The sequence below is a fragment of the Roseovarius atlanticus genome (genome assembly GCF_001441615.1).
GTDB lineage: Bacteria > Pseudomonadota > Alphaproteobacteria > Rhodobacterales > Rhodobacteraceae > Roseovarius > Roseovarius atlanticus.
Map to the genome: position 1 here is coordinate 1 of NZ_LAXJ01000013.1, position 15,792 is coordinate 15,792.

The following is a 15,792-nucleotide window of genomic DNA, read 5'->3' on the forward strand; positions in this document are numbered from 1 at the left end:
GACTGCCCCGCCTGGTTGGACATCGGGATGATGCGGGCGTTGCCGACGCTGGCCGGGTCGATATGCTCGTAGGTGGTAGGGTCCTTGACGATGGCGCTGGCGTGCAGGCCCGCCTTGTGGGCGAAGGCGGAGGCGCCCACGTAGGCCGATTGCTTCATCGGGACGCGGTTCAGTATCTCGTCCAGCTGGCGCGAGGCCATGGTGATGCCTTCCAGCGCCTCGGGTGTCACGCCCGTCTGGTAGCGACTGGCATAGGGTTCTTTCAGCAGAAGCGTCGGGATGAGCGCAATAAGGTTGGCGTTGCCGCACCGCTCGCCGAGGCCGTTGAGTGTGCCCTGTATCTGGCGCGCGCCCGCGTCGACGGCGGCGAGGCTGCCCGCAACGGCGTTCTCGGTGTCGTTGTGGGTGTGGATGCCCAGCCGTTCGCCGGGAATACCGGCGGCGATGACGTCCGAAACCACGTCGGCGATGCGGTGCGGTAGCGTGCCGCCATTGGTGTCGCAGAGCACGATCCAGCGGGCGCCTGCCTGATGCGCGGCCTTGAGGCAGTCGAGCGTATAGGCGGGGTCGCGCGCGTAGCCGTCGAAGAAATGCTCGGCGTCGAAGAGCGCCTCGCGGCCCTGTTTCACGATATGGGCGATCGAGGCGGAGATGTTTTCGAGGTTTTCGTCGGGGGTGATCCCGAGGGCGGTTTCGACGTGGAAGATATCGGTCTTGCCGACAAGGCAGATCGAGGCGGTGCCGGCGTTCATGACCGCCGCCAGCACGTCGTCGTTCTCCGCGCTGCGCCCGGCGCGTTTGGTCATGCCGAAGGCGGTGAGGCGCGCGCGGGTCTCGGGGGCGGCGTCGAAGAAGGCGCTGTCGGTGGGGTTGGCCCCAGGCCAGCCGCCTTCGATATAGTCGACGCCAAGCTGGTCGAGCGTGGTGGCGATGGCCTGTTTCTCGGCGGTGGAGAATTGCACGCCTTGGGTTTGTTGCCCGTCGCGGAGGGTGGTGTCGTAGAGGCTGAGGCGGGTCTTGGTCATTGGTCCGATCCCTTGGCGGGAAGGGCCGCGCCCGACCCTGGGAGGGCATGTGCAACGGGCAAGCGACGCGAGGCGGTGTCTTCAAGTCGTACAGGGGTTCGGCGCGTAACCTCGGCAAAGCGCCCTCCCGGGGGGAGGGTCGGGCGCGGCCCGGCGTGCCGCCGGGCGAAACAGAAGGATTGGAGGATCATTTGAGGGCCTCCAGTTTGGCGGGGTCGAAGTTGACGGTTGGTACGAGTTCCACAGCCGTCTTGCTCATGCGGACTTCCACACCCGCGTCGGCTAAATGCGTTTTCAGACGGTCAACTTCGGAGAAGTCTTTTGTCTGCATCGCCGTTTCACGCGCTGACATCAATTTCACTTCGATGCTGGAGAGGTCCACCTGTGAGGATGAAACCCATTCGGGAACGCTATCTTCCATCAGCCCGAGAAACTGAAGCGTGTAACGCAGGTTGGCGATATCGTCTGTCAGCGAAAGCTGGTGGCACTCGGAAATGGCCAGCGCAGTATTCAGGTCGTCTGCAAGCGCCGTGACAACCGGGGCGTAAGGGTCTCCCGTTCCGGTGCCTTGCGCCGCCTGTGCGTACCACTTGCGAAGCGTCCTCTCCGCCTCCCGCGCCTTCTCTGCCGTCCAGTCCATCGGCTTGCGGTAATGCGTGGAGAGGAACACGAAACGGATCACATCGCCGGGAATGCCCTGATCGAGCAAATCCTTCACCGTAAAGAAATTGCCCAGGCTCTTCGACATCTTCTTGCCCTCGACCTGCAGCATCTCGTTGTGCAGCCAGAAGTTGGCAAACTTCCCCTCGGGGTGGGCGCAGCAGCTTTGGGCGATCTCATTCTCGTGGTGCGGAAACATCAGGTCGTTGCCGCCGCCGTGGATGTCGAAGCTTTCGCCCAGGAGTTCGTAGCTCATGGCCGAGCATTCGATGTGCCAGCCGGGGCGGCCCCTGCCCCACGGCGAGTCCCAACCCGGTTGCGTGTCATCTGAAGGTTTCCAGAGGACGAAATCCATCGGGTCTTCCTTGTAGGGCGCGACCTCGACCCTTGCGCCGGCGACCATGTCGTCGACCGAGCGGCCGGAAAGCTTGCCGTAGTCCTGGTAGGAGCGGACGCGGAAGAGGACGTGGCCTTCGACGGCGTAGGCGTGCCCGTCGGAGATGAGCTTTTCGATCATCTCGACCATCTGGGGGATGTATTGCGTGGCGCGGGGCATCTGATCGGGTTCCAGCGCGCCGAGGCTGCCCATGTCATCGAGGAACCACTGGGTGGTCTCGGCGGTGATCTCGGAGATGTCCCGCCCGGTCTCGGCGGCGCGGGTGTTGATCTTGTCGTCCACGTCGGTGAAGTTGCGCACGTAAGTGACGTGATCCGCGCAATAGACATGCCGCAAGAGCCGGTAGAGCACATCGAAGACCACCACGGGCCGCGCATTGCCCAGATGGGCGCGGTCATAGACGGTGGGGCCGCAGACATACATGCGCACATCGTCCTTGTTCAGAGGCTCGAACACCTCTTTCTTCCGGGTGCGGGTGTTGTGGAGTTTGATAGTTGTCATGGCGTCCTCGCGCGCGTGGTCCCGCGGCGGGCTTAGCAACTTGGTTCGACTTATGGAATAGAAGACCGGCCCGCCTGACGATGTCAGCGGGTAATGCAGCAAATGGTGATGGGTGCAACGGTCATGGGGGCGACCATAAAAGGCCGCCCCCGCCCGGTCAAGCGCATCCCGCACAGGGTGCCCGCCGGGGGACCACCGGCGCCGGGGAGAGCTGCGCGCGGATGGTCAGGGCAATGCCGATGGCGATCACCGCCGCCCCGGCCCAGGTGAGCGGGGCATAGACCTCGCCCAGCAGCACCGTGCCGGTGGCCAGCCCCACGGCGGCGGCGACATAGCCGATCTGGCTGAGCAGGACCGGGCCGCCCGCGCGTTGCAGGGCGAAATAGGCCGGGAAGGTCAGGCCCGCGATCAGCATCTGTGGCAGGACGAGATGCGGCACGGCGTGAAGAGGCTCGAGCGGCACCGTGCCGGTCAGCGCGATCTGCAAGGTGGCGAGCGCCATGAGCGCGAAGATATGGCTCCACGCCGCCAGGGCGGCGGGGTGCGCGCCCTCGGGCCAGTCGAGCGTGCGATAGACATTGCCGATCGCCAGGATCGCCGGAAGCGCGAAGGCCAGGACCGCCCAGCCGAGGGCCCCTGCCCCGTCCGTGCCGCCACGCGTCAGCGCCACGAGCGCCGCGCCCGCAAGGCCCACACCGATGCCGATCACCCCCAGCCGGGGCGGCGTGGCAAGGCCTGCCAGCGCCGTGACCGCCAACGTCGCCACCGGCGAGAGGGCGAACATCAGCCCGGCATAGCCCGCGCCGACTTGCGGGATCACCCAAAACAGAAGCGCGTTGACCGCGGCAAAGCTGAGTGCGCCGGATATGGCTGCATAGCGCAGCATCCGCCCCCGGGGCAGCACGAAGCGCCGCTGCACGACCAGCACCGGGATCAGCACGCCGGCGGCCCCGGCGGAAATCACCATGGCCCAGACCAGCGGCGGCACCCCTGCACCGGACGCCAGCTTGCCCAGCGGCAGGCCGGCGCCCAGCAGCGCGCCGGTATAGAGCAGGAGGCCGATGGCGCGGGGGGTGTGGGCGGTGTCAGTCATAGGCCACCACCTCGAACTCGATCCCGTCGGGGCCGTCGAAATAGAACCGCCGCCCCGGTTCGTAGTCGGCGTGGTTGTGGGGCGTGTAGCCGGCGGCCTTGACCTTCGCCTCGGTTCCCGCGAGGTCGTCCACCGTGACGCCCACATGGTTCAGGCCGCCGATCCGGCCATAGGTCTCGCCCGTCGGCTGAAGATCCTTGTCGGGCGCGTAGAGCGCGAGATAGCTGTCGTCGTCGCCGACATGGACAGTAAAGCCGTGGTCCTTGGCCGCCCCCTGCCAGCGGACCTGCCAGCTGAAGAGATCGCACAGGATCGCGGCGCTGGCCCGGGGGTCGGGGACGGTGATGTTGACGTGTTCGAGTTTCATGAGCTGTTCCTTGTGCGGTTGATTCCGTTGTGAAATCAGCGTAATTCTTCAAGTAAGCTTGAAGCCAAGAGGGAAAATTCCCATGTCCGTCAGACCCTTGCGAGATCGCGGCTTGACGATCGGCTATGTCGCCGAGCGTACCGGCCTCGCGCCGTCGGCCATTCGCTATTACGAGGACGAGGGGCTGGTGCGTCCCGACCGCAACGACGCGGGGCACCGGCGGTACGCACGCTCGGACATCAGGCGGCTGAGCTTCGTGATGATCTCGCAAGGCTTGGGCTTTACCCTGCCCGAGATCCGCGCGGCGCTGGCCGAGTTGCCCGAGCACCGCACGCCGGGCAAGGCGGACTGGGCGCGGATCTCGCGCCGGTTCGGGGCGGTGCTGGACGCGCGGATCGCGCAGATGCAGGCGCTGCGGGCGCGGCTTGACGGGTGCATCGGCTGCGGCTGCCTGTCGTTGAGGACCTGCGCGCTCTACAATCCCCAGGACAAGGCGCGGGTGCGCGGGCCGGGGCCGCGCTATGTGATGGGGGACCGGTCGGACGAGATCTGAGGGGCGCGGGCCACCTGCTTGACTTCACAAAGGGTGCCGGGCCATGTGGCGGCGACGGAGCGAAGGAGGCTGGCATGGCATTGTCGAAGCGGATCACGGGGCTGACGGGCGGCGGATCGGACGGCTGGGACGTCTATTACAAGGCCAAGGAGATGATGGACGCGGGCGAGGATGTCGCCATGCTGACCATCGGCGAGCACGATATCGGCACCGATGACAGCATCCTCGATGCGATGCACGCCGCCACGAAGGCGGGGCACGTGGGCTATTCGATGTTCAACGGCAACCTGAACCTGCGCGAGACGGTGGCCGAGCGGGTGACCGCGCGGACGGGTGTGGCGACGACGCCGGATAACGTGCTGGTGGTGCCGGGCGGTCAGGCGGGGCTGTTCGCAGCGCATCACGCGGCCTGCGACGAGGGTGACCGGGCGCTTTATATCGACCCGTTCTATGCCACCTACCCCGGCACGATCCGGGCGGTGGGCGCGCAGGATGTGGCGGTGGCCGCGCGACCCGAGCGGATGTTTCAGCCCGCCCCCGCGGATATCGCCGCCGCGGCGGCGGAGGGCGCGAAAAGCCTGCTGATCAATACGCCGAACAATCCCACCGGCGCGGTCTATGGCCGCGAGACGCTGGAGGGGATCGCGCGGGTCTGCCAAGAGCATGACATGTGGCTGATTTCGGACGAGGTATACGACACGCAGCTATGGGAGGGCGATCACCTGAGCCCCCGGATGCTGGACGGGATGGCCGAGCGCACGCTGGTGATCGGGTCGCTGTCGAAAAGCCATGCGATGACCGGCAGCCGCATCGGCTGGGTCGTGGGACCCGAAGAGGCGATTTCGCATATGGGCAACCTGTCGACCCACACGACCTACGGCGTGGCGGGGTTCGTGCAGGAGGCGGCCTGTTACGCCCTGGCCAAGGGCGACGCGTTCGAGGCGCAGGTCGCGGCCCCCTTCAGGCGGCGGCGCGACCTGGTGCTGGGGCTGCTGGAGGGCCAGGACGTGGTGCGCCCGATCCCGGCGCAGGGGGCGATGTTCGTGATGCTGGACGTGCGGGCGACGGGGCTGTCGGGCGAAGAGTTTGCGCTGCGCCTGTTGGACCGGCACAAGGTGGCGGTGATGCCGGGCGAAAGTTTCGGCCGGGCCGCGGCGGGGCATGTGCGCGTTGCGCTGACGGTGGCGGACGACCGGCTGGGCGAGGCGCTGGCGCGGCTGGTGGAGATGGCGTCGGACCTGGCGGGCGTGGCGGCCTGAGGCAGGCGTGAGAGGTCCCGGATCAGGTCCGGGACGGAGGCGCTGCAAGCCCAACAAAGCTGCAACGAGAAACGGGTGGCATCGGTCTGCGCGCGGCTTCCTGCGACCGCCGGTCGCGTCGAAACCCTTGGCGGGGCGCACAAATTCAGCCTGTGACTTGGTTCAACTGGAGGAAAAAATGTTCAAGGGTCTGGGACTTTCTTTGGCGATCATCCTGGGCGGCATGGTCGGGCTGCCCGCCGCGATCCTGGCGGCGCTGTAAGCGACCGAACACGCCACATCGGGGCCCGCGACACGTGCGCGGGCCTTTTTCATGTTCGCTGCCCTGCGGCGTAAGATTATGTCGTTTTTGGACCATGCGTCGCTTACGGGACAGATCGGACATGGGGCTCCGGCCTTAAATCGGCCATTGGGCCCGGCGCTGTGGTCACGCGCGTGCGGGCTGGCGATGGAGGCCGCGCATGGCGCAGCGCTGCAAGATAGTTCTGAAGGTCCGCACCATCGGGGCGGAACGTGGACGGGCCGCGCGGGGGCGGCCGGGACGGGTCTGAGACACGCTTCCCCTTCCCTTTTCCCGCGATCCAAGGACCCAAGACATGAACAACCTGTCCCCCCGCCGTACCGGAGGCCGCGCCGCGCGCCGGGCCAGCCGGGCGGCCCCGCTCGATACCCTGATGCGCCCCGTACGTCCCGGACTGGAGGGCGGCACGCTGAAGGTTCTGACCGACGCGCAGATCACGCGCATCCATGACGCGGCGCTGGATGCGCTGGACCGCATCGGGTTGTCGGGCGCGCCGGCAAGCGGGATCGCCTATCTGACCGCCGCCGGAGCCATCCAGGGCGACGACGGGCGCATCCGCTTTCCCCGCGCGCTGGTGGAGGAGACCATTGCGCGCGCCAACCGCGAAATCACGCTTTACAGCCGCGACGGGCTGAACGACCTGCACCTGGGCGGCGCCCGGGTGCATTACGGCACCGCGGGGGCGGCGGTAAACATGGTCGACGTGGACGGGCGCAATTACCGTGAAAGCACGGTGCAGGATCTGCACGATGCCGCGCGGATCGTCGATGTGCTGGACAACGTGCATTTCTGTCAGCGGCCCATGGTGGCGCGGGACATTCCCGATAACATGGAGATGGAACTGAACACCGTCTATGCCTGCTGCACGGGCACGACGAAACATGTAGGCACATCCTTTACCGAGCCGCATCACGTCGCCCCGGCGATGGAGATGCTTTATATGATCGCGGGCGGCGAGGATGAGTTTCGCGCGCGGCCTTTCGTCAGCAATTCCAACTGCTTCGTGGTGCCGCCGATGCGGTTCGCGACCGAAAGCTGCGAGGTGATGGAGCGCTGCATCGAGGGCGGGATGCCCGTATTGCTGCTCTCGGCCGGGATGGCCGGGGCCACGGCGCCCTCGACCATCGCGGGGGCGATCATGCAGGCCACGGCGGAATGCCTGGCCGGTCTGGTCTATGTCAACGCGGTGAAGCCGGGGCATCCGGCAATCTTCGGCACCTGGCCCTTTGGGCTGGATCTGCGCACGGGCGCGATGTCGATCGGGTCGGGCGAGCAGGCGCTGCTGAGCGCGGGTTGCGCGCAGATGCACCAGTTCTATGGCGTGCCCGGCGGCGCGGCGGGCGGAGCCTCGGATTCCAAGCTGCCCGACATGCAGGCCGGGTGGGAGCAGATGTGCTCGAACGTGATGGCGGGGCTTGCGGGCGTGAACATGGTCTACGAGGCGGCCGGGATGCACGCCTCCCTGCTGGGGTTCTGTCACGAGAGCCTGATTTTGGGGGATGACCTGATCGGCCAGGCGCTGCGCTGTGTGCGCGGGATCGAGGTGGATGACGAGACGCTGGCGCTCGATCAGATGGAGGCGGTCTGCATCGGGGGCCCGGGGCATTATCTGGGCACCGAGGCGACGCTGGCGCGGATGCAGCGAGATCATTGCTATCCCAATCTGGGAGACCGGTCGTCGCCCAAGGAATGGGTGGAAAAGGGCAAGCCGGATCTGGTGGAGAAAGCGGTGGCGCGGAAGGAAGAAATCCTGGCGCAGCCCTCGGCGGCGCGGCTGAACCCGAGGCTGGATGCGGAGATTCGCAAGCGTTTCGCGATACACTTGTGAGGGCGAGACGCCCCGGTCAAGCTCGGGCCGGGTTGGCGCGGCCCTGCCCTGCGATTGACGGCGCACGCAGCTGCAGAAGGTGCCGCCCATCGACGGGCCGCGGCGCGGCGATCCGACGATTGTTCGGCAGCACTTTATCCCAGCCAACTCTGAATGAGATGTGAGCGAACCACCAAGCTCAGCCAAATCGCCGTGCCGTGGGGGCGGCCCGACGATGGGCGGCGGCGCGGCAGGGCCGCGCCTTGATTCCGCCCGGGCGTTTTGAGCGAGCGTTGTCCATGTTTTGACGCCAGGAGGTCCCGGGTCAGGCCCGGGACGGGTAGTCGGGGTGGCAGGTGCAGCCTTAAAGCCGCGACAGGATCGCGTCGGAATCGACCGCGCCGATGGCGCCGGTGGTGCGGCCCCGTTCGCCCGCGAGCCGGGTGGCGACGTAAGCCTCGGCCACCGGCGCTGGCGCGTGGCGGATGAGCACCGAGGCGGTCAGCAGCGTTGCGAGGCTTTCGACATACCACCGGGCCTGCGCCTCGTCCGGCAGGCGGGGAAAACGGGTGATATGGGCGTTGAGCGCGGCGTCGTAGCGCCAGTATTGCCCGGCCACGGCCCCCAGTTCGCGGCTGAGAACCTCGCCCGACAGAGGCACCTTGCGCAGGGTGCGCAGGATGTCGAGGCAGATCACGTTGCCGGATCCTTCCCAGATCGAGTTGAGGGGGGCTTCGCGATAGAAAAGCGGCAGGGGCGTGTCCTCGACATAGCCCATGCCGCCCAGCACCTCCATCGCCTCATAGACCAGGTTGGGACAGAGCTTGTTGCCCAGGTACTTGGCCAGCGCCACGGCGACGCGGGCGAAGGCACGGGCCTCGTCGGTGTCGCGGTCGAACTGCGCCGCCACGAACATCCCCAGCCCCAAAGTGCCTTCCCAGTCGAGTGCGAGGTCCGCCAGCACCGAGCGCATCAGGGGCTGGTCGATCAGCGTCTTCTGAAAGGTCGTGCGGTGGCGGGCCCAGTGCGCGGCGTGAGAGAGAGCGGCGCGCATAAGCCCCGCCGGCGCCATGGCGGTGTCGAGGCGGGTGTGGTGGACCATGTCGAGGATGGTTTTCACGCCCTCGCCTTCGTCGCCCAAGCGGTAAGCCACGGCGTCGGCATATTCGATCTCGGCCGAGGCGTTGGCGCGGTTGCCCAGCTTGTCCTTGAGCCGCTGGATGTGGATCGTGTTGCGCCGGCCCTCCAGCCAGCGGGGCACGAGGAAACAGGTGAGGCCACCCGGCGCCTGCGCCAGCGTCAGGAAACCATCGGACATCGGCGCAGAGCAAAACCACTTGTGCCCGCGCAGCACGTAGGCGTCGCCATCGGGCGCGGCGCGGGTGGTGTTGGCGCGCACGTCCGAGCCACCCTGTTTTTCGGTCATGGCCATGCCGAGTGTCGCGCCGGGCTTGCGCGCCAGCGGTTTCGGCGCGGGATCGTAGGCGCGGCTGAGCAGCTTGGGCGCCCACGTATCGAAAAGCGCGTTGTCGGCCTGAAGCGCGGGCACGGCGGCGTAGGTCATAGTCATGGGGCAGCACACGCCCGGCTCGACCTGGGAGGTCAGGTAGACCATCGCGGCATGGGTGGCGTGGCCGCCCGCCGCCCCTTCCCAGGCGATGGCGGCATAGCCCGCGCCGATGCCGGTGCGCATCAGGTCGTGATAGGCGGGGTGAAAGCGCAGCTCGTCGAGGCGCCGCCCGCCGGCGTCGAAGAGCAGCAGTTCGGGCGGGTTCCGGTTGGCCGCGCGGCCCGCCTGGGCCATGGCGGCGGTGCCGATGGTTTCACCGTAGGCCGCGAGATGCGCGGTGTCGGCGCCCGCCGCCCCGGCATGGTCGGCCAGGGCCGGGTCGGTGGCGAAAAGGTCCACATCGCCGCGGGCGTCGGGCTGATTGGTGACGTCATGGGTCAGCAGCGCGGCGTCGGGGGGCAAATGTGGCATGAATGACTCTCCTCGAACACGAGTAGTAGCCTTTAAGCGGTTTGATGTGAAAGGGGATTCACAAAGCGAATCGCCTGTGTCATTGTGGCCGGGCACCGCACGCAAAGAGGCGGGCACCAGAGGCAGAAAGAGCAGTCATGAAAACGCGCAGGCGCCCCGCATTCGGTGTGTTGATCTATTTCGCCATAGCCTTTGGGCTGGGGGCGTATTTCACCTTTGCCGCGGTGCAGGGCGATTATGGCCTCTTTCGCCGCGCCGAGATCGAGTCGGGCGAGGCGGAACTGCGCAAGCAACTGGCGGTGCTGGACGCCCAGGTTGCCCGGATGGAGAATCTGACGCGGCGCTTGTCGGACACCTATCTGGACCTCGACCTGCTGGACCAGCAGGCGCGCGACGTTCTGGGAATGCTGCGCGCCGACGAGATCGTCATTCGTTGACGCCGCCCCTGCCCCGTGACGGGCAATTTCATCGACAGGCGCGCGCATGGGAAGCTCAGGCAAGCGGCAGGTCGTGCAGGAGAGAGCCGGGTGTGAGGTGATACCGGGCAGACCTTGGCCCTGCGACTGTCAGCGTGCCGCGTGGCGGGTCCGTGCGGGTCACATCGACAGTGTAGGTCACGCCATCATGGATCAGCATCAGCGAGGCGCTGTCCGTCCCATCAACCGCAATCCAGTCATGATCGCCTTTAACGGCGGTGGCATCTGTGCTGAAACCGATCCGTGGCGGCTGGCCCGGTGCGCCGAGATGGAAGCCATAGAACAGTCCGGGCTGGAGGCTGATGCAGAGCACCTCGCCGGTGGCGGCAAGTGTGCCGAGCAGGACGATATGTTCGTCCGGGCCGCAGGGCGCGTCGGGCACGCCGGAGGAGGTGGTGGGCCGGGTCATACAGTCGGATCTGTTTGCGATCGGGGTGAAAACAGGCACAATGGTGGATACCCCGACAGACTAGGCTAGGTGGAGTCCCGACGGCAAGGGCAGCGGCAGGCAGGCCCCGTCCTGTCCCCTGCCAAGACAAATCGATACAGGAGCGACGTCATGAAACTCCAGCTTATCCCCTTGTTGATCCTCGCCCCTTTCGTGGTGTGCTTCGTCTACGCGACGATCCACGAATACCTGCGGTACAAATCGGACGGTCGCGCGACCTATGGTCTGGTCTATGACGAGGAGTCCGGCACCACCCATGTGACCGGGATCGGCGAGGGTGAAGAGGCGTATGATCCCGAGGATTTCGACCCGAACAGTTACAATGACCCGGAGAGCGGCGGCACGTCAGAGGACGAGCGCGACGACAAGACGGCCTAGATCCCGGCATCGGTTCGACCACGGTGCCGGGGCCTCGTGCGCGCCTGCTCTGACGCTGCGTCAAAATCCCCCTCGAAAAATTTCAGCGAGTCCTGTATAAGATAGTTTAAGGCTAAACTATTCTTTTCAGCACAGGAGCCCGCCCGCATGGCTGCCAGGAAAACAACAAAGAAACCAAACGTTTCCGCCGACGAGTTGAAGAAATATTACCGCGACATGCTGCTGGTCCGTCGATTCGAGGAAAAGGCTGGCCAGCTTTATGGCATGGGCCTGATCGGCGGGTTCTGCCACCTTTACATCGGGCAGGAAGCGGTTGTCGTGGGGCTGGAAGCCACCGCCGAAGAAGGCGACAAGCGCATCACCACCTATCGCGACCACGGTCACATGCTGGCCTGCGGGATGGACCCCGATGGCGTGATGGCCGAGCTGACGGGCCGCGAGGGCGGCTATTCCAAGGGCAAGGGCGGCTCGATGCACATGTTCAGCCGCGAAAAGGACTTCTACGGCGGGCACGGCATCGTCGGCGCGAACGTGCCGCTGGGTGCGGGCCTTGCGCTGGCCGACCAGTACAAGGGCAACGGGCGCGTGACCTTCACCTATTTCGGCGATGGCGCGGCGAACCAGGGCCAGGTTTACGAGACGTTCAACATGGCGGCGCTGTGGAAGCTGCCGGTGGTTTTCGTCATTGAGAACAACCAGTACGCCATGGGCACGTCACAGAAACGCTCGACCTCGACCCCCGACATCTACACCCGTGGTGCGGCGTTCGGCATTCCGGGCGAGGCGGTGGACGGCATGGACGTTCTGGCCGTCAAGGAAGCGGGCGAAAAGGCCGTGGCCCACTGCCGCAAAGGCGACGGGCCGTATATCCTGGAGGTGAAGACCTATCGCTATCGCGGGCATTCCATGTCGGACCCGGCCAAGTACCGCACGCGCGAGGAAGTGCAGAAGATGCGTGACGAGAAGGACTGTATCGAGCATGTGCGCGAGCTGCTCTTGGAGGGCAAGCACGCCAGCGAGGAAGACCTCAAGGCGATCGACAAGGAAATTAAGGACGTGGTGAACAAGTCCGCCGAGTTCGCCAAGGAAAGCGCCGAGCCGGACGTGTCAGAGCTGTGGACGGACATTTACGTCGAAGATACGCGTGAGGACGCCTGATGCGCAAGCGACCGATGCTGATCGGCGCGTTTCTGGCCGCCCTGGCTGCGCCGTCCGTGGCCGCAACGGATTTCACCGATCAGGCGGCCACGTTGCGCGCGCTGATGCGCTATGACGGTCCGCCGACCGCGGCCGGTCTGACGCAGACAGGCCTTGATATCCGGCCCTACTGTACCTTTGCCCAGGATGCGGAGGGCGAGATGCAGGGCGTCCAAGCGCGCGTTGTCATGTCGGGCGACCTGCGCAGCGTGGCACCCCGGGACATCTCGCTGGAGACGCACAGCGAGGCCGTCGCGATACGGTTCGACCTGACGCCGCCTGCGCCGAACTGGCAGGCCACGACCCGGATCGCGGCCGGCAATGCGCTGTACGATCAGCTGGTGTCCGACCCGGAGACCTTCGGCCCGCTGATGCCCGCCACGTGCACTGCCCAGGGCTGCGAAATGACTCGCCTGGTCCGCGATGACGAGGACCAACCTTTTTTTCGACTTTTAGTCACAGACATCATGACCGCGTCCGAGGCAGAACAGGCCACCGACGCGTTCCGCAACCTGGCGGCACTGTGCCAGGGCACGAGCCAGTAGGGAGAAAGCCGACAATGCCAACAGAAATTCTGATGCCTGCCCTGTCGCCGACGATGGAAGAAGGCACGCTGGCCAAGTGGCTGGTCAAGGAGGGGGACTCGGTCAATTCGGGCGACATCATGGCCGAGATCGAGACCGACAAGGCCACGATGGAGTTCGAGGCCGTGGACGAAGGCACCATCGGCAAGATCCTGATCGAGGAAGGCACCGAGGGGGTGAAAGTGAACACGCCCATCGCGGTGCTGCTGGAAGAAGGCGAGAGCGCGGACGATATCGGCGAGACGTCGTCAGGCGGTGGTGAGTCCTCGGCCAAGAAGGACGACAGCGGCGGCGATGACGACGACGAGAGCCGCGGCAAAGCCGAGCCGGTCGCGGCCTCGCCCGCGGCCCCCGTGCCGCAGCCCGACGCCAGCCCCGACTGGCCCGAAGGCACGGAAATGACCAAGATGACCGTGCGCGAGGCGATCAACGCGGCGATGGCCGAGGAGATGCGGAACGACGAGGACGTCTTCATCATGGGCGAGGAGGTGGCCGAGTACCAGGGCGCCTACAAGATCACCCAAGGCTTGCTGGACGAGTTCGGCGCCAAGCGCGTGATCGACACGCCCATCACCGAGCACGGGTTCGCCGGGATCGGCGTCGGTGCCGCATGGGGCGGGCTGAAGCCTATCGTGGAGTTCATGACGTGGAACTTCGCGATGCAGGCGATTGACCAGATCATCAACTCTGCCGCCAAGACGAATTACATGTCCGGCGGGCAGCTTGGCTGTTCCATCGTCTTCCGTGGCCCCAACGGGGCGGCGGCGCGGGTGGCCGCACAGCACAGCCAGGATTACGCGGCGTGGTATTCGCACGTACCTGGGCTCAAGGTGGTGCAGCCCTATTCGGCGGCCGATGCCAAGGGACTGCTGAAAAGCGCCATTCGCGACCCGAACCCGGTGATCTTTCTGGAGAACGAGATCCTCTACGGGCGCAGCTTCGAGGTGCCGGTGCTCGACGATTTCACCATTCCCTTCGGCAAGGCGCGGATCGCCCGGCCCGGGGATGACGTGACCATCGTCAGCTTCGGCATCGGCATGACCTATGCGCTGGAGGCCGCCGACAAGCTGGCCGAGGAGGGCGTGAGCGCCGAGGTGATCGACCTGCGCACGCTGCGTCCGCTGGACTATGACACGGTGCTCGCCAGCGTGATGAAGACCAACCGTTGCGTCACGGTCGAGGAAGGCTTTCCGGTGGCCAGCATCGGCAACCACCTCAGTGCCGTGATCATGGAGCGAGCGTTCGATTACCTGGATGCGCCGGTGATCAACTGCACGGGCAAGGACGTGCCGATGCCCTATGCCGCGAACCTGGAAAAGCTGGCGCTGACCTCGACCAAGGAAGTGATCGAGGCCGTCAACAAAGTGACCTACCGGTAAGGAGAGAGCGCGATGCCCACGGAAATACTGATGCCCGCCCTTTCCCCGACGATGGAGGAAGGCACGCTGGCGAAATGGCTGGTCAAGGAAGGCGACACGGTGAATTCCGGCGACCTGCTGGCCGAGATCGAGACCGACAAGGCGACGATGGAGTTCGAGGCGGTCGACGAAGGCACGATCGGCAAGATCCTGATCGAGGAAGGCACCGAAGGGGTCAAGGTGAACACCGCCATTGCCGTCCTGCTGGAGGAAGGCGAGAGCGCGGATGATATCGGCGACGTGGGCGCCCCGGCCTCCGGTGGTGGCGGCGACACGACCGAGGCCAAGGACGAAGCGCCCAAGAAAGACGCCGAGGCCAAGCAAGCGAAGCCCGAGAGCGGCGACGTACCCCCTGCCCCGGCGGCGCCCGTGAAGGACGGCGAGCGCATCTTCGCCTCGCCGCTCGCGCGGCGGATCGCCAAGCAGAAGGGCATCGACCTGACCGAGTTGAAAGGGTCCGGCCCGCACGGGCGGATCGTGAAGGCGGACGTGGAAAGTGCCAAGGCCGGTGCGGCCAAGCCCGCCGAGGAGAAGGCGGCGGGAGGTCCCGCACCAAGTGCGGGACAGGCGGCCCCTGCCCCGGCTGGCCCCAGCACCGACGCTGTCGTGGCGATGTACAAGAACCGCGACTTCGAGGAGGTCAAGCTGGACGGGATGCGCAAGACCATCGCCGCCCGCCTGACCGAAGCCAAGCAGACGATTCCGCATTTCTACCTGCGGCGCGATATCCAGTTGGATGCGCTGCTGAAGTTCCGCGGGCAGCTGAACAAGCAGTTGGAAGGCCGTGGTGTGAAGCTGTCGGTGAACGACTTCATCATCAAGGCCTGTGCGCTGGCCTTGCAGGCGGTGCCGGATTGCAACGCGGTCTGGGCCGGCGACCGGGTGCTGAAGCTGAAGCCGTCGGACGTGGCCGTGGCCGTGGCGATCGAAGGTGGCCTGTTCACGCCGGTGCTGAAGGATGCCGAGATGAAATCGCTGTCGGCCCTGTCGGCAGAGATGAAGGACCTGGCCACCCGCGCGCGCGAGCGCAAGCTGTCGCCCGAGGAATACCAGGGCGGAACCTTCGCCATTTCCAACCTGGGCATGTTCGGGATCGACAATTTCGACGCGGTGATCAACCCGCCGCATGGCGCGATCCTGGCCGTGGGCGCGGGCGTGAAGAAGCCTGTCGTGGGCGACGATGGCGAGTTGACCGTGGCGACGGTGATGTCGGTGACGCTGAGCGTCGATCACCGGGTGATCGACGGGGCGCTTGGGGCGGAGCTGTTGGACAAGATCCGGGAGAACCTGGAGAACCCGATGGTGATGCTGGCCTGAGGGCTTAGCGCTTCGCGAAATGTAGGCCGG

15 protein-coding genes are annotated in these 15,792 nt (G+C 66.0%); 9 read left to right on the top strand and 6 right to left on the bottom strand.

What is annotated here, in order from left to right:
* The 4 genes from XM53_RS13265 to XM53_RS13280 all read right to left on the bottom strand — a co-directional run.
* On the bottom strand, positions 1-1,025 hold a 1,025-nt coding region (locus XM53_RS13265), incomplete at its 3' end, for a homocitrate synthase/isopropylmalate synthase family protein (protein ID WP_082631006.1).
* Positions 1,026-1,212: 187 nt separating this feature from the next.
* Complete coding sequence (gene cysS / locus XM53_RS13270; protein WP_057794091.1) at positions 1,213-2,583, bottom strand: cysteine--tRNA ligase; 1,371 nt, start codon at positions 2,581-2,583, stop codon at positions 1,213-1,215.
* A 157-nt stretch (positions 2,584-2,740) separates the two neighbouring features.
* Positions 2,741-3,676, bottom strand: a complete 936-nt coding sequence (locus XM53_RS13275) for a DMT family transporter (RefSeq protein ID WP_057794094.1) — start codon at positions 3,674-3,676, stop codon at positions 2,741-2,743.
* Complete coding sequence (locus tag XM53_RS13280; protein ID WP_057794095.1) at positions 3,669-4,043, bottom strand: VOC family protein; 375 nt, start codon at positions 4,041-4,043, stop codon at positions 3,669-3,671. Before XM53_RS13280 ends, XM53_RS13275 begins: the two co-directional genes overlap by 8 nt.
* An 82-nt stretch (positions 4,044-4,125) precedes the next feature.
* Here XM53_RS13280 and soxR point away from each other — a divergent pair, with 82 nt between their 5' ends.
* The 3 genes from soxR (at position 4,126) to XM53_RS13295 (ending at position 7,984) form a co-directional block, all read left to right on the top strand.
* Complete coding sequence (gene soxR / locus XM53_RS13285) at positions 4,126-4,596, top strand: redox-sensitive transcriptional activator SoxR (RefSeq protein ID WP_057794097.1); 471 nt, start codon at positions 4,126-4,128, stop codon at positions 4,594-4,596.
* 74 nt (positions 4,597-4,670) lie between these two features.
* The gene (locus XM53_RS13290) at positions 4,671-5,855 is read left to right on the top strand and encodes a pyridoxal phosphate-dependent aminotransferase (RefSeq protein WP_057794099.1); all 1,185 of its coding nucleotides are present in this window, start codon (positions 4,671-4,673) and stop codon (positions 5,853-5,855) included.
* 596 nt (positions 5,856-6,451) lie between these two features.
* Entirely contained in the window at positions 6,452-7,984 is a 1,533-nt protein-coding gene (locus XM53_RS13295) for a trimethylamine methyltransferase family protein (protein ID WP_057794101.1), read from the top strand.
* Between the two features lie 343 nt (positions 7,985-8,327).
* On the opposite strand, the gene XM53_RS13300 is transcribed toward XM53_RS13295, so the two are convergent.
* Positions 8,328-9,944: an acyl-CoA dehydrogenase family protein gene (locus tag XM53_RS13300; RefSeq protein WP_057794103.1), complete on the bottom strand. Its 1,617-nt coding sequence runs from the start codon at positions 9,942-9,944 to the stop codon at positions 8,328-8,330.
* A 137-nt stretch (positions 9,945-10,081) separates the two neighbouring features.
* On the opposite strand from XM53_RS13300, the gene XM53_RS13305 reads away from it, so the two are divergent.
* The gene (locus XM53_RS13305) at positions 10,082-10,381 is read left to right on the top strand and encodes an FtsB family cell division protein (RefSeq protein ID WP_057794105.1); all 300 of its coding nucleotides are present in this window, start codon (positions 10,082-10,084) and stop codon (positions 10,379-10,381) included.
* Positions 10,382-10,436: 55 nt separating this feature from the next.
* On the opposite strand, the gene XM53_RS13310 is transcribed toward XM53_RS13305, so the two are convergent.
* Positions 10,437-10,829, bottom strand: coding sequence for a hypothetical protein (locus XM53_RS13310; protein ID WP_057794106.1), 393 nt, complete (start codon positions 10,827-10,829; stop codon positions 10,437-10,439).
* Positions 10,830-10,979: 150 nt separating this feature from the next.
* On the opposite strand from XM53_RS13310, the gene XM53_RS13315 reads away from it, so the two are divergent.
* The 5 genes from XM53_RS13315 (at position 10,980) to XM53_RS13335 (ending at position 15,762) form a co-directional block, all read left to right on the top strand.
* Complete coding sequence (locus XM53_RS13315; protein WP_057794108.1) at positions 10,980-11,246, top strand: hypothetical protein; 267 nt, start codon at positions 10,980-10,982, stop codon at positions 11,244-11,246.
* 147 nt (positions 11,247-11,393) lie between these two features.
* Positions 11,394-12,404, top strand: coding sequence for a pyruvate dehydrogenase (acetyl-transferring) E1 component subunit alpha (pdhA, locus tag XM53_RS13320; protein ID WP_057794111.1), 1,011 nt, complete (start codon positions 11,394-11,396; stop codon positions 12,402-12,404).
* Positions 12,404-12,988, top strand: a complete 585-nt coding sequence (locus XM53_RS13325; RefSeq protein ID WP_057794112.1) for a hypothetical protein — start codon at positions 12,404-12,406, stop codon at positions 12,986-12,988. The genes pdhA and XM53_RS13325 overlap by 1 nt, the downstream gene beginning before the upstream one ends.
* A gap of 14 nt (positions 12,989-13,002) precedes the next feature.
* Positions 13,003-14,406, top strand: a complete 1,404-nt coding sequence (locus tag XM53_RS13330; RefSeq protein ID WP_057794114.1) for a pyruvate dehydrogenase complex E1 component subunit beta — start codon at positions 13,003-13,005, stop codon at positions 14,404-14,406.
* 12 nt (positions 14,407-14,418) lie between these two features.
* The gene (locus tag XM53_RS13335) at positions 14,419-15,762 is read left to right on the top strand and encodes a pyruvate dehydrogenase complex dihydrolipoamide acetyltransferase (RefSeq protein ID WP_057794116.1); all 1,344 of its coding nucleotides are present in this window, start codon (positions 14,419-14,421) and stop codon (positions 15,760-15,762) included.
* The last annotated feature ends 30 nt before the right edge of the window (positions 15,763-15,792 follow it).

Excerpts from the sequence above, each read along its gene's own strand:
- cysS (WP_057794091.1), bottom strand. The coding sequence starts at position 2,583 with ATGACAACTATCAAACTCCACAACACCCGCACCCGGAAGAAAGAGGTG.
- XM53_RS13275 (WP_057794094.1), bottom strand. The coding sequence starts at position 3,676 with ATGACTGACACCGCCCACACCCCCCGCGCCATCGGCCTCCTGCTCTAT.
- XM53_RS13280 (WP_057794095.1), bottom strand. The coding sequence starts at position 4,043 with ATGAAACTCGAACACGTCAACATCACCGTCCCCGACCCCCGGGCCAGC.
- soxR (WP_057794097.1), top strand. The coding sequence starts at position 4,126 with ATGTCCGTCAGACCCTTGCGAGATCGCGGCTTGACGATCGGCTATGTC.
- XM53_RS13290 (WP_057794099.1), top strand. The coding sequence starts at position 4,671 with ATGGCATTGTCGAAGCGGATCACGGGGCTGACGGGCGGCGGATCGGAC.
- XM53_RS13295 (WP_057794101.1), top strand. The coding sequence starts at position 6,452 with ATGAACAACCTGTCCCCCCGCCGTACCGGAGGCCGCGCCGCGCGCCGG.
- XM53_RS13300 (WP_057794103.1), bottom strand. The coding sequence starts at position 9,944 with ATGCCACATTTGCCCCCCGACGCCGCGCTGCTGACCCATGACGTCACC.
- XM53_RS13305 (WP_057794105.1), top strand. The coding sequence starts at position 10,082 with ATGAAAACGCGCAGGCGCCCCGCATTCGGTGTGTTGATCTATTTCGCC.
- XM53_RS13310 (WP_057794106.1), bottom strand. The coding sequence starts at position 10,829 with ATGACCCGGCCCACCACCTCCTCCGGCGTGCCCGACGCGCCCTGCGGC.
- XM53_RS13315 (WP_057794108.1), top strand. The coding sequence starts at position 10,980 with ATGAAACTCCAGCTTATCCCCTTGTTGATCCTCGCCCCTTTCGTGGTG.
- pdhA (WP_057794111.1), top strand. The coding sequence starts at position 11,394 with ATGGCTGCCAGGAAAACAACAAAGAAACCAAACGTTTCCGCCGACGAG.
- XM53_RS13325 (WP_057794112.1), top strand. The coding sequence starts at position 12,404 with ATGCGCAAGCGACCGATGCTGATCGGCGCGTTTCTGGCCGCCCTGGCT.
- XM53_RS13330 (WP_057794114.1), top strand. The coding sequence starts at position 13,003 with ATGCCAACAGAAATTCTGATGCCTGCCCTGTCGCCGACGATGGAAGAA.
- XM53_RS13335 (WP_057794116.1), top strand. The coding sequence starts at position 14,419 with ATGCCCACGGAAATACTGATGCCCGCCCTTTCCCCGACGATGGAGGAA.